This is a genomic window from Rhizobium phaseoli, from assembly GCF_001664385.1.
In the GTDB taxonomy this organism is placed as follows: domain Bacteria; phylum Pseudomonadota; class Alphaproteobacteria; order Rhizobiales; family Rhizobiaceae; genus Rhizobium; species Rhizobium phaseoli.
This window is the reverse complement of record NZ_CP013536.1, coordinates 565,659-580,529: the sequence shown is the minus strand read 5'-3', so window position 1 is coordinate 580,529 and position 14,871 is coordinate 565,659. Positions and strand designations below refer to the sequence as shown.

Annotated in this window: 17 protein-coding genes and 1 pseudogene; 11 read left to right on the top strand and 7 right to left on the bottom strand. The window is 60.1% G+C overall.

Annotation, left to right across the window (positions count from 1 at the left end):
* Positions 1–171: 171 nt before the first annotated feature.
* Together AMC88_RS29885 and AMC88_RS29880 are read left to right on the top strand one after the other, a co-directional pair.
* Positions 172–1,158 carry an MDR/zinc-dependent alcohol dehydrogenase-like family protein gene (locus AMC88_RS29885; RefSeq protein ID WP_064830240.1) on the top strand — a complete coding sequence of 329 codons (987 nt, stop codon included), beginning with the start codon at positions 172–174 and terminating at the stop codon, positions 1,156–1,158.
* On the top strand, positions 1,158–2,201 hold the full coding sequence (locus tag AMC88_RS29880; RefSeq protein ID WP_064830239.1) for a Gfo/Idh/MocA family protein: 1,044 nt from the start codon (positions 1,158–1,160) through the stop codon (positions 2,199–2,201). Before AMC88_RS29885 ends, AMC88_RS29880 begins: the two co-directional genes overlap by 1 nt.
* Here the strand turns inward: AMC88_RS29880 and AMC88_RS33835 are convergent.
* Genes AMC88_RS33835 through AMC88_RS29875 form a run of 3 tightly spaced genes read right to left on the bottom strand, consistent with a single transcriptional unit; the run spans position 2,188 to position 2,770 of the window.
* Complete coding sequence (locus AMC88_RS33835) at positions 2,188–2,358, bottom strand: hypothetical protein (RefSeq protein WP_016735663.1); 171 nt, start codon at positions 2,356–2,358, stop codon at positions 2,188–2,190. The two genes, AMC88_RS29880 and AMC88_RS33835, sit on opposite strands and share 14 nt — an antisense overlap.
* On the bottom strand, positions 2,355–2,552 hold the full coding sequence (locus AMC88_RS33465) for a hypothetical protein (protein ID WP_141397919.1): 198 nt from the start codon (positions 2,550–2,552) through the stop codon (positions 2,355–2,357). The genes AMC88_RS33835 and AMC88_RS33465 overlap by 4 nt, the downstream gene beginning before the upstream one ends.
* A complete protein-coding gene (locus AMC88_RS29875) occupies positions 2,549–2,770 on the bottom strand; it encodes a hypothetical protein (protein WP_064830238.1) in 222 nt (73 codons plus the stop codon). The genes AMC88_RS33465 and AMC88_RS29875 overlap by 4 nt, the downstream gene beginning before the upstream one ends.
* Positions 2,771–2,966: 196 nt before the next feature.
* Between AMC88_RS29875 and AMC88_RS29870 the strand changes: the two genes are divergently transcribed.
* Together AMC88_RS29870 and AMC88_RS29865 are read left to right on the top strand one after the other, a co-directional pair.
* Positions 2,967–3,773, top strand: coding sequence for a nucleotidyltransferase family protein (locus AMC88_RS29870; RefSeq protein ID WP_064830237.1), 807 nt, complete (start codon positions 2,967–2,969; stop codon positions 3,771–3,773).
* Positions 3,774–3,783: 10 nt separating this feature from the next.
* Positions 3,784–4,506, top strand: coding sequence for a metallophosphoesterase family protein (locus tag AMC88_RS29865; protein ID WP_012489849.1), 723 nt, complete (start codon positions 3,784–3,786; stop codon positions 4,504–4,506).
* Positions 4,507–4,528: 22 nt separating this feature from the next.
* On the opposite strand, the gene AMC88_RS29860 is transcribed toward AMC88_RS29865, so the two are convergent.
* Positions 4,529–4,732, bottom strand: coding sequence for a hypothetical protein (locus AMC88_RS29860; protein WP_064830323.1), 204 nt, complete (start codon positions 4,730–4,732; stop codon positions 4,529–4,531).
* A 202-nt stretch (positions 4,733–4,934) separates the two neighbouring features.
* Here AMC88_RS29860 and AMC88_RS29855 point away from each other — a divergent pair, with 202 nt between their 5' ends.
* Both AMC88_RS29855 and AMC88_RS29850 read left to right on the top strand, forming a co-directional pair.
* Positions 4,935–6,104, top strand: a complete 1,170-nt coding sequence (locus tag AMC88_RS29855; protein ID WP_037114895.1) for a zinc-dependent alcohol dehydrogenase — start codon at positions 4,935–4,937, stop codon at positions 6,102–6,104.
* 12 nt (positions 6,105–6,116) lie between these two features.
* A complete protein-coding gene (locus tag AMC88_RS29850; protein WP_064830236.1) occupies positions 6,117–6,917 on the top strand; it encodes an SDR family NAD(P)-dependent oxidoreductase in 801 nt (266 codons plus the stop codon).
* A gap of 51 nt (positions 6,918–6,968) precedes the next feature.
* Here AMC88_RS29850 and AMC88_RS29845 read toward each other — a convergent pair whose 3' ends face one another.
* From AMC88_RS29845 to AMC88_RS29835, 3 genes are all read right to left on the bottom strand, one after another.
* Positions 6,969–7,232, bottom strand: a complete 264-nt coding sequence (locus AMC88_RS29845; protein WP_004673154.1) for a hypothetical protein — start codon at positions 7,230–7,232, stop codon at positions 6,969–6,971.
* Positions 7,233–7,276: 44 nt separating this feature from the next.
* Positions 7,277–7,522 carry a hypothetical protein gene (locus AMC88_RS29840; protein WP_012489853.1) on the bottom strand — a complete coding sequence of 82 codons (246 nt, stop codon included), beginning with the start codon at positions 7,520–7,522 and terminating at the stop codon, positions 7,277–7,279.
* A 74-nt stretch (positions 7,523–7,596) separates the two neighbouring features.
* Positions 7,597–9,492: an APC family permease gene (locus AMC88_RS29835; protein WP_064830235.1), complete on the bottom strand. Its 1,896-nt coding sequence runs from the start codon at positions 9,490–9,492 to the stop codon at positions 7,597–7,599.
* Positions 9,493–9,703: 211 nt separating this feature from the next.
* Here AMC88_RS29835 and AMC88_RS29830 point away from each other — a divergent pair, with 211 nt between their 5' ends.
* From AMC88_RS29830 to AMC88_RS29810, 5 genes and pseudogenes are all read left to right on the top strand, one after another.
* Positions 9,704–11,110 carry a hypothetical protein gene (locus tag AMC88_RS29830; RefSeq protein ID WP_064830234.1) on the top strand — a complete coding sequence of 469 codons (1,407 nt, stop codon included), beginning with the start codon at positions 9,704–9,706 and terminating at the stop codon, positions 11,108–11,110.
* A 17-nt stretch (positions 11,111–11,127) separates the two neighbouring features.
* Complete coding sequence (locus AMC88_RS29825; protein ID WP_012489856.1) at positions 11,128–11,751, top strand: DUF4142 domain-containing protein; 624 nt, start codon at positions 11,128–11,130, stop codon at positions 11,749–11,751.
* 65 nt (positions 11,752–11,816) lie between these two features.
* Positions 11,817–13,799, top strand: a complete 1,983-nt coding sequence (locus AMC88_RS29820) for a protein-L-isoaspartate(D-aspartate) O-methyltransferase (protein ID WP_064830233.1) — start codon at positions 11,817–11,819, stop codon at positions 13,797–13,799.
* A gap of 101 nt (positions 13,800–13,900) precedes the next feature.
* Positions 13,901–14,428 (top strand): annotated as a pseudogene (locus tag AMC88_RS29815) (DUF4142 domain-containing protein).
* Between the two features lie 153 nt (positions 14,429–14,581).
* Complete coding sequence (locus AMC88_RS29810) at positions 14,582–14,845, top strand: hypothetical protein (protein ID WP_037145960.1); 264 nt, start codon at positions 14,582–14,584, stop codon at positions 14,843–14,845.
* The last annotated feature ends 26 nt before the right edge of the window (positions 14,846–14,871 follow it).

Genomic DNA, 14,871 nt, shown 5'->3' with positions numbered 1-14,871 from the left:
GTCCGGTTGAAGAAATTGCTTCGGAGATAGCGGCCGAACCGAGCGTAGGTGGAAAAGTTCCTTCTTCAATGACATCTTTATTGACTTCATCATCTATGACTTCTTTGACTTCCAGCGGGAACTCTTCGCAAGACCGACGGTTCGAGGGACGCCTTACCTGGAGGATATCCCATGGACATTTTGGCGAGCCAAAAGGCCGACCTCATGCGGGCTGCGATCGTCACCGGCCCCGGACAAATCTCGCTGGAGACCCGCCCTTTACCGGAACCCGGTCCGGGCCAGGTCAGAGTAAAACTCGAAGGCTGCGGCGTCTGCGCCTCGAACCTCACGCCCTGGGCAGGACCAGAATGGATGACGTTTCCGACCGAGGCCGGCGGGTTGGGCCATGAGGGCTGGGGAGTCATTGATGCCGTTGGTGGCGGCGTCACAGCCCTTCGAGAGGGCGATCGGGTCGCCGCACTGTCCTACCATGCCTACGCCACGCACGACCTTGCGGATGCCGCGATGGTTGCCGTGCTGCCCAAAGAATTGGAAGGTCAGCCGTTTCCGGGCGAGCCGCTTGGATGCGCCATGAACATCTTCGGTCGCAGCGGTATCGAAAGCGGCCAGACCGTCGCCATTATCGGCATTGGTTTTATTGGTGCCCTCCTGACCCGGCTCGCCGCCTCGGCGGGGGCAAGGGTGATCGCCATCTCTCGGCGGCCCTATTCGCTCGATGTCGCAAGGAGGATGGGCGCTACCGAGGTCATCCCGATGGACGATCACTGGCGCATCATCGAGGACGTCAGGACGCTGACGGATGGAACTTTCTGCGACTGCGTCATCGAAGCGGTAGGCAAACAATGGCCGCTCGACCTGGCGGGCGAGCTTGCCAAGGAGAGGGGCCGACTTGTTATCGCCGGCTATCACCAGGACGGCCCTCGCCAGGTGAACATGCAGCTCTGGAACTGGCGCGGGCTCGATGTCATCAACGCTCACGAGCGTGATCCCGTCATTTACATGAAGGGCATTCGCCAGGCGATCGATGCCGTGCGCCAGGGCCGAATTGATCCCCAACCGCTCTATACGCACACCTATCCCCTGGATCGACTGGACGAAGCGCTGAATACCACACGCGATCGCCCCGACGGTTTTCTCAAAGCCTTGGTGCAATATTGATGAATGAGCGGGTTGCGGCAGAGGCGGCGACCGCCCTCAGCCAGGTGAAGCTCGGTTTTCTCGGCGTCGGCTGGATCGGTCGGCACCGGATGAAAGCGGTGCTCGACAGCGGCCTGGCCGAGGCCATCGCCATTGCCGACCCCTCGGTGGAGATGGTGCGGCAGGCTCAAGCGCTCGCGCCCGATGCCGTGATCGCCGCCGATCTGGAGGAACTGCTCGATCAGCAGCTCGACGGCGTCGTCATTGCCACGCCGAGCGCCAGTCATGCCGAGCAGGCCATCCGCGCGCTCGAGGCCGGTATTGCCGTCTTCTGCCAGAAGCCGCTCGGCCGAACGGCGTCGGAAGTGAAAGCCGTCGTCGGTGCCTCCAAGGCAGCGAACAGATTGCTTGGGGTCGACTTTTCCTATCGCCATACGGAGGGCATGCGGCAAATCCGTGAGCTCATCCGCTCCGGTGCTCTCGGGAAGGTGTTCGCGGCCGACCTGACGTTTCATAACGCCTATGGCCCCGACAAGCCCTGGTTCTACGACAAGACGCTGTCCGGCGGCGGTTGCCTTATCGATCTCGGGGTTCATCTCATTGACCTCGCCTTATGGTGCCTCGATTTTCCATCCGTCACCACCGTCACGAGCGAGCTGCGCGCCGGTGGAAAAAGGCTTGAGGAAAGCGGCTCCGTCGAGGACTTTGCCGCGGCGACGCTCACTCTCTCCGGCGGCCAAGTGCTCCGTCTGACATCGTCGTGGCGGCTACAGGCCGGTTGCGATGCCGTGATCGGCGCCGACTTCTTCGGAACCGACGGAGGCGCCTCATTCAGGAATGTCGACGGATCGTTCTATGACTTCACCGCCGCAAGGCTATCAGGCACATCGCGCGAAATCCTGGTCGAACCGCCGGAGGAATGGGGCGGCCGAGCCGCCGTGGATTGGACGAGCAGACTCGCTCGAGGACAGCGCTACGACCCTGCCGCTGAAGAGTTCGTCGCGGTTGCTTCGGTGATCGATGACATCTACCAAGCAGGCGGATGCGTTCTCATGACCCCATGAGAAGGCCGTAGAAAACAATCGTGGCATAGAGGATGAACGCCACGACACCGACCGTTCCGACCAGGATGAGCGCAACTCTGCCGGCATTGAGCCTGGTGCGTTTGCCTGCCGAAGAGGATGACGGTCGCTGAACAGGATCTTTATCCCCGTCGCTCATCGTGCCTGCTCCGTCGCCGGCGTGGCTGATTTATCATCGGATTCGCCCGGATATGTGGTCAGCACGAAAGCCAGAGCGGCCAGACAAGCGAGGAGAAAAATGGTGATGACGAATATCATCATTCGCCACGGCGGCTTTACATCATCGTACCCCGAGCCTGAGGCGGAAGGGCCGACTTTTCTGACCTCGGTCACGGCGCGCCCCTTTGCGGAAGGTCGATCTGCTCGTCGAGCTCGTCCTTGAGATCGCCGAGCCCGTCGCGCAGCAGCGAAGCTTTCGTGCGTTTGATTTCCTCATCCGTCAGCTCGACCACACGGCCGCTGTCGTCGGGAATACCCGGGCCGCTTCCGGCAATGGTTTCGTTTCTCGGCCTGTCGTTCGCGCCTGTCGATATCTTCGCTCGTCTGTCCATGACATCCTCCAATCATCACCCGGGGGCTGGAGAGACGCGACATGCGTCTCATCGTCCAAACGACACGGAGATAGCGAAGTTCCGGAGCAATCGGGCGGGCTTGACGAACAGCTCTCACGGCGACTGCCTTCAGCGCAGGGCCGGAACATTGAACCGCTCCAGGTGTTGCTTTGCGTATCAAACGCAGGAATCGACGATGACCGTGCGAACAGCCGGACGAGGCAGAGACAATGATGCGCTGATGAAGGCAAAGGCGTTTCCGCAGCTTATCGATCCGGCGGCCGAGCCGTTCGTTACCGAAGCCGTCCAGGAGCTCGTCAAATCACGGATTCCTTTTCTCGTCGCCGGCACCTACGCCGTCTGTGCCTACACCGGCATCTCGCGCCAGACGAAGGATTTCGACATATTTTGCAAGGCGGGTGACTATGCCCGCATCTTGGGTCACTTCAAATCGAAAGGCTACGCGGTCGAAGTCGAAGACGAGCGCTGGCTCGGGAAAGTGCTGAAGGGCAATCATTTCTTCGATGTCATCTTCGCTTCCTCCAACGGAACGATGCCGGTCGGCGATGACTGGTTCGAAGATGCGCGAAAGGTCGAAATGTGCGGCCACACGGTCAGGATCGTCAGCCCGACCGAGCTGGTCTGGTCGAAGTGCTTTGTCCAGCTGCGACATCGCTACGATGGCGCCGATGTCGCGCATGTCATCTTGAAGGCACATGATGCGATCGATTGGCGCAAGCTGCTCGCCTATCTCGAAGTCCATTGGGAAGTGCTTCTCATCCAAATTCTCAACTTCCGATGGATCTATCCCACAGAGCGGGACAAGATTCCCCGCTGGCTGCTGGAGGAGCTTCTGGACCGGCTGAGGGCGCAACAGGAGCTGCCGCTGCCGCAAATGAAAATATGCCGCGGACGGATGTACTCCCGCGTCGATTTCGAGATCGACGTGAAGGAATGGGGTTTTGCCGATGTCGGCGGCGAAGGCGAACTCAGAGGCAATTAGGAGAAATGCGATGGATGATCAGCGAAAGAGCGTGAAGGTTGCGGCTGTAGCCGACCTGCATATGACTGAGGACGGCGCAAAATCCTACAAGGATCTGTTTGGCGAAATCTCTCTGGTTGCCGATGTCCTGGTGATTGCCGGCGATCTGACAGATCTCGGGAAGCCTAAGGAGGCGGAATTGCTTGCCAGTGATCTGCGCCATTGCACGGTGCCGACCGTCGCCGTCCTCGGCAATCACGATCATGAAAGCGGCCAGGTCGATGACATCTGCAAAATCCTGACCGACGCCGGCGTGAAATTGCTGAACGGCCATGCAGCCGAAATCGCCGGTGTCGGTTTCGTTGGCGTCAAGGGTTTTGCCGGCGGCTTCGGCCGCCATATGCTCGGTTCCTTCGGCGAAACCGCTATCAAGGCGATGGTCGCCGAGAGCGTCGAGGAATCGATGCGGCTGGAAAACGCGATGCGGCAGGTACGGTCCGACCGCTCCCTCGTCGTCCTGCATTACGCCCCTATCGCCGAAACCGTGGCAGGTGAGCCGTTGGAAATCTATCCCTTTCTGGGCTCCTCGCGGCTTGCGGAAACCATCGACCGGTTTAGAGTAAACGCGGTTGTCCACGGCCATGCCCATCGTGGATCCTACGAGGGTCGCACACCGGGCGGCGCCCCGGTCTACAATGTCGCCGCCCATGTCGAGAAGCCGACCGGCAAACCATACGCTTTGCTCGAGTTATGATCCTTTCTGTCGAGGGTGGCCGCTATTTGTTGATCCGCCCGCGGCGACGCGGATCCACGCCGCCCTGGGGCGTATCGTTGGCGGTATCGCCTTCAACAGTGTTTTCGGCCTGCAGCGCCTCGTCGTCCGGCGGAGATACGATGCCGCGTGAGCGGCCGATACCTGGGTCGTCCGACAGGTCGAGATCGCTTGGTTTGGTGGTCTTTGCGTGTTTGGACGAAGTCATGATTTGCTCCTTCGCGATGGGAAGCTTGCGGTTCAAGCCGGACGCAGCGGCGGATTTGCCGTTGCTTGCGCCCTCAGGACGAACTCGCACCCAACCCTCTGTTCCGAACGCCGCGGCACCGCGATCACAGCCCCCGCTCGACGGGAACATTTCGCAGCAGCTGAGGTTGGAGCGCCATCGACGAGCGCTGAGGAGAAACGACGTGAGAGCTCTGACCTGGCACGGCAAGCATGATATCCGCTGCGAGAGCGTGCCCGATCCCAAGATTGAAAACGGCCGGGACGCCATCATCAAGGTCACTGCCTGCGCGATCTGCGGGTCCGATCTCCATCTTTATGACGGCGTCATGCCGGACATGCACAGCGGCGACGTCATGGGCCACGAGACCATGGGCGAGGTCGTGGAGGTCGGCAGAGACAACACCAAACTCAAGGTCGGCGACCGTGTCGTTGTCCCCTTCACAATTTCCTGCGGCGAATGCTTTTTCTGCAAGCGTGGTTTTTATTCGGGCTGCGAGCGGTCCAATCCGGATCGCGCGAAAGTCACGAAGATGTGGGGCAATTCGCCGGCCGGGCTTTTCGGCTACTCACATCTGCTCGGCGGCTATGCCGGTGGGCAGGCGGAATATCTGCGCGTGCCCTATGCCGACGTCGGTCCGATCAAGGTGCCGGACGGGCTCTCCGACGAGCAGGTTCTTTTTCTTTCGGATATTTTTCCGACCGGCTACATGGCTGCGGACTTCTGCAATATTCAGCCGGGCGATACGATCGCGATCTGGGGCTGCGGCCCTGTCGGCCAAATGGCAATCCGCTCCGCCTTCCTGCTCGGCGCTGAAAGGGTGATCGCCATCGATGCGGTGCCCGAGCGGCTTGCCCTTGCACAAGCTGCCGGAGCCATCCCCCTCGATTTCATGGATAAGGATGTCTACGACCAAATCATGGAGCTGACCCATGGGCGCGGTGCAGATGCCTGCATCGACGCGGTTGGAACCGAAGCCGAGGCAGCCGCCAGCTGGGACTCGCGCCTCGACCGCATCAAGGTCGCAATGTTCATGGGAACCGACCGGCCGCATGTGCTGCGTCAGGCGATCCATTGCTGTCGCAATTTCGGGACGGTTTCGATTGTCGGCGTCTATGGCGGCTTTCTCGACAAGATCCCGATGGGGTCTGCCATCAATCGCGGCCTGACCTTCAGGATGGCCCAGACACCGGTCCAGCATTATTTGCCGAGATTGATGGAACGTATCGAAGAAGGAGACATTGATCCGTCCTTCGTCATCACTCATCGCGGCACGCTGGAAGACGGGCCGTCCCTCTACAAGACGTTCCGCGACAAGCAGGACGGATGCATCAAGGTCGTCCTCAAACCCTGAAGGAGCAGCAAGATGGCTGATAATGAAGCAGGCAAAGGCCTCGCCGTCGTCACCGGCGCCTCCATTGGCATCGGCTACGAGCTGGCGAAATGCGCAGCCCAGGATGGTTATGATCTCATCATCGCCGCCGACGAGGAGCGCATCAATCAAGCGGCAGCCCACCTCAAGGAGTTCGGCACGGCGGTCGAGGCCGTTGAGGCCGACCTGTCGACATCCCAAGGCGTAGATCGGCTCGTGGAACGGATCACCGGCAGCGGCCGGTCGGTGGACCTGCTGATGGCGAATGCAGGATGCGGGCTCGGCAAGGCCTTTCTCGACCAGGATTTTGCAGAGGCCCGCAAGGTCGTCGATACCAACATCACCGGGACGATCGACCTGATCCACGCTGTCGGCAACCAGATGCGCAGCCGCGGTGAGGGACGCATTCTGCTCACAGGTTCGATCGCAGGCTTCATGCCGGGCTCGTATCAGGCCGTCTATAACGCCACCAAGGCCTTCATCAACAGCTTCTCTTTCGCCCTGCGCGAGGAATTGAAGGATTCCGGTGTGACCGTCAGCTGCCTCATGCCCGGAGCTACGGAAACCGAGTTCTTCAAACGGGCAGGTCTTTTGGATACCGCGATCGGCCAGTCGAAGAAGGATGATGCAGGTGAAGTCGCGCGCATCGGCTATGACGCGATGATGGATGGCGAAGGCGATGTCGTCAGCGGCTGGAAGAACAAGCTCCAAGCCGCCGTTGCCAACGTCACCCCGGCAAGCGTGCTCGCGCACCAGCATTCGAAAATGGCGGAGCCGGGCTCTGGCCGCAAATGACATCGGCCCTCGGCACAAACGCGGCGATGGGAAGCGCCGCGTGAAGGGCATTCAGTTACGCTCGACGAATTTGTTGAAGCGGCTTGTCTTCCCGTCCTTGGTCTTGTCCTGGTAGAGAAAGGCAAGCTTGTTTTCGTCGAAGATCTTGAAGAATTCGTCCCAGTCGATTTCGTCGAATTCCTCTTCCTTCTCTCCAAAATCGATGCGCAGTACACCTCCCTTGCCGCGGGTCCGGATCGCGGCCGGCCTGCCTTCCCTGTCTTCTGCCCATTTGCGGATCTTCTTGTGGTCCGTCGTCGTTTCAGAGCTGCTCATCTCTACCTCCGTCTATTCTTTGCATTTGCGCTAATTCGCCACAGTCACAGCAGCGGCTGCCTTTGCCTCCAGTCGCGATACGGCGCGAGCAGTCGGCCAGGGTAGCGCCGCTCGATTTCGCTTTCAGTCAGAGCGATGCGGGACAGAGCCTCCTCCGTCGCGTCGTGCTCGGCTCGGTCGCTCACTTTTTCCAGCTCATTCATGGTTTCGAACAACTCGTCATCCGTCATCGCCTCCAGGCGGGAAGCGAGATCTTCGACCGGTTCGCTCATCAAGGGATTGATGGACATTGGCGCCTCTTGCTGATGCCTGCCCAACTTCGCTCTTCCGACTAAGTTCCAAGGCTGCATCGAGCAAAAGGCGCTCACGCCGTCTGCTCCTCCCGATAAAGCCGCCACGGGACGGTAGCCACCGTCAGCCGTGGTCCTCCGAGCCTGACGAGTTTCGTCCGCAACCGCCCCGCCCTGTTCATGTGCAGAAGCTTCTGCCACCATCTATCCTTGACGGTTTCGGGAATGAGAACCGCAACCCGCCTCTCGGGACTGTCGGCATCCAGCTTTTCGATCAGCCGCAGCAGCGGTTCGTGCAATTGCCGATAAGGAGCGGGAATGAGCATCAGCCTTGGCGGCTTCAATCCGCGTGCCGCGATCGGCTCTTCCACGTCAACACGCCATTCCTCGCGAAGCCCGTTTTCGCCCTCCTCGCGGTCCGGCCCGCCGAGACGAATGAAATGGACGGCGACGACGTCGGGCGAGATTGTCAGCGCAAATTTAATGGCGCGCTCGCTCAATCTGTTCCACGTCTCGGTGACGACCAGAACCGTCGGCGGTTCGATATCTTCGATGGTGATCGGACCAGGCTTCCGCAGCTCGCGTTGAAGAGAGGCATAGTAGCTCTTGACCGATTTCAGGACGAGGATCGCCATCGGGACGGCCATCAGCGTGATCCACGCGCCTTCGGCAAACTTCGCCACCAAAATGATGATGAGCGCCGCCGCTGTCGAGACCGCGCCGAGGCCGTTCATGACCAGCTTTGCTCTGTGGTGCGTGGACCGGCGGCGCCAATGCACGGTCATGCCTGCCTGAGAAATCGTGAAAGTCAAAAAGGCGCCGATTGCAAAGAGCGGGATCAAATTGTCGGTAATCCCTCCGAAGACGAGCAGAAGCAGCCCGGCGACGCCGGAGAGGAATAGGATGCCGGCGGTAAACACGAGCCGGCGGCCGGGTTGAGCAAAGGCTTTGGGCAGATAACTATCGGCAGCCACCATCTGGCAGAGACGCGGAAAACCGACAAAACTGGTATTGGCGGAGAGGCACAGGACACTGAGGAGGCTTGTCATCGCGATGTAATAAAAGGCGCCATGGCCGGCAACGGCGGCAAGCAGCTGCGACAGCACGCTCTGATAGCCTTCCTTCGTCTGATCCATTGCACCAATCTCAAAGGCGGTGGCGAGGGTCGCGATACCGCCGAGCAACAGACCGAGAATAACGACGATAATCGTGAGAGTGAGGTAGGCGTTTCGCATGACAGGTTGCCTGAAGGAGCCCATGCCATTGGAAACAGCTTCCACGCCGGTCATGGCGGTGCAGCCGCTGGCAAATGCGTGCATCAGCAGCCAGAGCGTTGCGCCTTCAGCAGTCGGACCGAGTGGCGGCGGCTCGACAATGGGTGCCGGCCTCTCTCCCAGGCCGATCCCGACCAGTCCATAGCCGATGGCGCCCAGGAAACAGATAACGAATACATAGGTCGGCAGGGCGAACAGCCAGCCGGCCTCCCCGGTTCCGCGCAAATTGGCCAGCGTGACGAGGAGAACGATGCCGAGGCACAGGGGCAGGATATAAGGGTGAAGGTCGGGTATTGCCGAGACGAGTGCTCCCACACCGGCTGAAACGCCGACCGCGACATTCAGCACGTAGTCGATCATCAGCGCCGCGGCGGCAAGCAGGCTCGGATATTCTCCGAGATTTTCCTTCGCCACGACATAGGCACCGCCGTTCGTCGGATAGGCCGCGAGCGTCTGTCTGTAGGAGAAATAGAGGATCGCCAGCAGACAGACGATGCAGCCGATCACCGGGCCGATATAGCCCAGGCCGAGCGCGCCGAGCGGAATGAGCACGGTGAGCGCTGCTTCCGGGCCATAGGAAGACGATCCCAGGCCATCCAGGCCCATTGCCGGCACGGCTGCGATCCAACCGATCTTCTTGTCTTCATGCTCACGATTGGCAAGACGCCGACCGAACAGGAGCGTGCTGAGGTTCAATTTTCATTCCTTATCCAGGCTGGGCGATAACCAACAAGCGGGGAACGCGCGGGTTCCCGAGGCACAGCCATGGAAAGATGCGATCGAAAGACCGGCCCGGGCGGCAGATCCGGGTCACGCAGAAAGTGCGGACCATACCAGAATTGCCCGGAACAATTGGTGCCGCGTGCAGTTTGGAGGCCAGCTCAACCCGCGAGCGGAGGAGAGGGATATGCGGACATCTCGTGCTATTGGCCTGTTTTGTGCGGCTTCTTTTGCCGGCGTCGTCGTCCTGACAGCCGGCGCCTTGTCAGACCCTTTGCCGCCCGACACGACCTATCGGCCATTGCCCACCATGCCGTTTTCCGAAGCGCGCAAGATCGATGAGGCGCAGAAGCCGGAAGTCGCTCAACGACAGCGCAGCCTTCTGGAGCGTCGTTATGATCTGTCCGACAAGCCCATGGCTGGCGTCATGATGTCGGCAGGCATGAAGCCGGTGCAGGACGGCATCCGCGTGAAGCTTCCGACCGACACGAGCTGGGATCAACTCGCGGCCATGGCGCCGGGCGAAATTCGCGAGAAGAACCTGCTGCCGGAGGGGTTCCTGCCTCTACCGCATGTGAAGCAGGCGACAGGCGGGCAGGTCTTTCCGAACCGTGAGATCGATGAAATTCATGCAAGCGAAATGCGGGATCTCCGCCGGTTCGACGTCGATTTCGACCTTCCCGACAACCTCACCCCGGAATTCCCGCCGCCGATCTTTTTGACGACCCGCCCTGAGCTTGGTGATGTTTCCCGCGGGCAGTTGCTGACGATCAAAAACTTCTATGAAATCATGAACGGCATCATCACGCCGGTTCAGATGGAAGGGCTGCGGCTGCTTCTGACGCCTTTCCCGCAGGAAGAATTCAACCAGACCGAAGACAGAAAGGTTGCCGACCCGAGCATGGGTGTCGCCTGCCTCGACTGTCACTCCAATTTCCACACCAACGCCGCCTTTCACCTGACGCCGGATGTTCGCCCGCAGGCGGATCGATTCCGGCTGGACACGACCAGCCTGCGCGGCCTGTTCAACCAGCAGATTCACGGTTCGAAGCGGTCGTTGCGGTCGGTCGAAGACTTCACCGAATTCGAGCAGAGAACCGCCTATTTCAACGGCGACCATGTGAGCGCGACACGCAAGGGCGTCAATCTTCCTGACCGGCCGAACCAGGTCGCGATGATGGCGCAGATGCAGAATATCATCGATTTCCCGCCGGCGCCGAAGCTCGATCCGTTTGGCCGACTGGACCCCGCGCTCGCCACGCCGCAAGAGCTCTCCGGCGAGCAGGTCTTCATGGGCAAGGGACGCTGTGCCGACTGCCACGTGCCCCAGACCGCCTTCATGGACAACAACATGCACGACCTGAAGCTCGAGCGCTTCTACAAGATTGGCCAAGTCTTCAATGATTTCGCCACGCTGCCCGACGGGCCGATCAAGACTTTCACGCTGCGCGGCATCAAGGATTCGCCGCCTTATCTGCATGACGGTCGACTGATGACACTCGCCGACACGGTCGAATTCTTCAATCTTGTGCTCGGGGTCAAGCTGACCGGGCTGGAGAAGAAGGATCTCGTCGCCTATTTGCTGACGCTGTGAGGTATGAGGAGAAAGCCATGTATCGCCGCCCTATCGCCCTGCTGGCCGGACTGATCCTGCTGAACGGCGCCGCCGTCGCCCAGATCGGCAATCCCGCTGGAATGGGCGCCGACACTGCGATGTCCAAGCCGGGCGTTCCGGCACCACACCAAACCAATAATCAGGATCGGCTGTTTGCGCGGCTCGCAGCCGCCGGCGGACTTGCCGAGGTGGAATTGGGCAAGATGGCCAGCGGCAAGGCAAAGGCCGATGCCGCAAAGCAATTTGCCGATATGATGGTTCGCGATCACACAGATGCCAATAGCAAACTGAGGGAACTTGCCGACGCCGCCAAGATACCGCTCCCGACGTCGCTCGATCCGGACCATCAAGCGGTGCGCGACCAGTTGGACAGGCTGGATGACGAGGCGTTCGATGCCGCCTATATCAAGGCGCAGATCGTCGACCATCAGAAGACGGCGCAATTGCTGGCTTGGGAAATTTCCCTCGGCGAGGACGCCGAGATGCAGCGATTGGCAGCGTCCATGCTGCCTGTCGTACTCGCCCATCTCAGACACGCCCAGGAGATCAATGCCGCGCTGACAGGCGCGGCGATCCGGCTGCCCCCGCAGACCATGGCGGCAAACAAGCCCAAGCCATAGCAGTGTGCCATTGCTCGGAACAACCACGCGCCTTCGGCTGTTCTGTTCGAGAGTGGAGGTATTCCATGGATATGAACCGCCTGCGAGACCACATGGTGGAACACCATGTCATGCGTCGCGGCATCGGCGATCAAAGTGTCATCAAGGCGATGCGCATCGTGCCGCGCGAGAAATTCGTCGATCCAGGCTTCGAGGAATTCGCCTATGAGGACGCGCCCTTGTCGATCGGCGACGGTCAGACGATCTCCCAGCCTTTCATCGTCGCCCTGATGATCGAAAAAGCCGACCTCGAAGCGGACGACAAGGTTCTCGAGGTCGGAACCGGTTCCGGATACGCCTCGGCGCTCGTCAGCCGGATCGCCAGGCACGTCTATTCCGTCGAACGCCATGAAAGGCTGGCGCTTCAGGCGAGAGAACGGTTCGAAAGGCTGGGCTACGGCAATATCGACGTCCGGGTGGGCGATGGCAGCAAAGGCTGGGCCAAAGCTGCTCCCTTCGATGCGATCATCGTTTCCGCTGGCGCACCCGAGGTACCGACCGCCTTGAAGGAGCAGCTGGATCTCGGCGGGCGGCTCATCATCCCGGTCGGCCGCAACGACGAACAGCGCCTGAAACGCATTACGCGCACGGGGGCAACCACCTTCGCGGAGGAAGATCTGGGCGGTGTCCTTTTCGTCCCGCTGATCGGTGAGGACGCCTGGACTGCCGCCCATCCGATGTATACGGCGACAGCCCCGTCATCGCGCGCAGAGGAAACATCCAGCAAACTCATCTCGGCCGCGGCGGAAGAATTCTCGTCGGTCGACGACAAGAGCTTTGCCGTCCTTTTCGATCGATTTGCCGACAGCCGCATTGTTTTGCTTGGCGAATCCACCCATGGCACCGCCGAATTTTACGAGACGCGGGCTGCCATCAGCCGGCATTTTATCGAACATTACGGATTCAATCTCATTGCAGCAGAAGCGGATTGGCCGGATGCGGCCGCCATTGACCGTTGGTTAAATGGTCAGGCACCGGGAGACGGCCAGCCGTTCCGCCGCTTTCCAAAGTGGATGTGGCGGAACCTGGAGTTTTCGCGGTTCGTCGGCTGGATGAAGAAGGAAAACGAGCGGCGCAAAGCGTCGCACAAGGATCCGGTCAGGTTTTACGGTTTGGACCTCTATAATATGTCCGGGTCGATCCGCTCCGTCCTCGATTATCTCGAAACGATCAGCCCGGAAACTGCCAGAATTGCCAGGGAGCGTTACGGCTGCCTCAGCCCTTGGCAGAGCAATCCCGCCACCTATGGTCGGGCCGTGCTGACCGAAGCCTACAGATCATGCGAGGATGCGGTGCTGAAGCAATGCACTGAGCTTCTGGCTCGATCTCTGGATAATGCGGCCTCAGGGAAAGATGATTTTCTGAACGCCGTCCAGTCTGCAAGACTGCTCGCCGCCGCCGAACGATATTATCGCGTCATGTATTACGGCGGCGCCCAAGCCTGGAACCTGCGCGACACCTATATGGCCGACACCGTCGAGCATCTTCTCGACTTTCACGGACCGGCGGCAAAGATCATCATATGGGCTCACAACTCCCATATCGGCGACGCCCGCTACACGGATATGGCAACTGCCCGCGACGAACTGAGCCTCGGTCAACTGTGCCGGCAGCGCTTCGACGAGATGACAAGCCTCATAGGGCTGGGCACACATTGCGGCGAGGTGATCGCCGCTGACGATTGGGATGGGCGGGCGGAGAAGAAACAGATGAATCCGTCGCTCCCTCAGAGCTGCGAGCGCTTATGTCACGAGGCTGCAAAGCCGCGATTTCTACTCGACCTCAGGGCCGATGAGGAACTGCACGCAAGCCTGGTCGAACAGCGGCTTCAGCGATTCATAGGCGTGATCTACAGGCCGGAAACCGAACGGCTGAGCCATTACATGTCGACATCACTGTCGCGGCAATACGACGCTTTCATCTGGTTTGATGAAACGCACGCGCTATCTCCACTTGTCGCTCCACAGTCCAGCAAGGGCGATCCGGAAACCTTCCCTTTTGGCTTTTAAGCCGGCCTCTGCTGAAGCGGCCGAGATCACTGTCGTGGGCGATAGCCGGGAACTCAAGGCTCGTCCGCAAGTTTGGCGGATGATCAACCCAGGAGATCCATATGAAACGCTTTGTTATCGCCTCACTCGCTCTTTCGCTCGCCGTTCCCGTTTTCGCACAATCGGCAGCTGAAAAGACCGGCGTCAATTCCCTGATGGGCGTGCCGCCGAAAACGGAGGATTTCATCAAGGAGGCGGCCGCAAGCGATATGTTCGAAATTGCCTCCAGCAAGCTCGCGGTCGAGCGCGGCGATGACGCGACCAAAGCCTTCGCGCAGCAGATGCTGACCGACCACTAGAAAACCACCGAGGAACTGAAGGCGCTGGTAGCGGGCGGCAAGGTCAAAGCCACCGTTCCGAACGCAATGACCTCGGACCAGCAAAGCATGCTCGACAAGCTGAACGGCCTCAAGGGTGACGACTTCAACAAGCAATATCACTCGGATCAGGAATCCGCCCACGAAGACGCGGTCGATCTCTTCAAGCGCTACGGCGACGAAGGCAATAATCCGGAACTCAAGGCGTGGGCGGCAAGCACGCGGCCTGCTCTGGAACACCATCTCCAGATGGCGAAAGAACTCAATAAATAGCCGAGAACCAAGGGGTAAGGCCGCGGGAACTGCCGGAGGCGCAGAGATCGATCCAGAATTGAACCGACTCTGCGCCGATCGGATTCCGGAAAACGGGAACCGGGAGCATCGGGACTTGGCCGCTGGCGCGGATCCCAATGAGGAGGCCGAAGAATGCACGAATATATCAGCCATCCCGCGGGCGCCGTACCGCCCGGCTCGCTGGTCGTCAAACTCTATCGATCGGGGAACCAGATCAGAGGCTACGTCCGCAAGGTCGCAGATATAGGCCAGGACGATGCGATCTTTCCCGGGGAGGAAATGGAACCTGAGGCAGCCTTCAAGCTGGCGGAAACCCATCGCGGCCATGCTCCCATCTTTGTCGATCTTGTCGAAGACGTTGTGTGGGATCCGTCCTGGGGGCGCCTCAGGCACTAGAAGAGCCGACAGGCGGAGCCATCGTT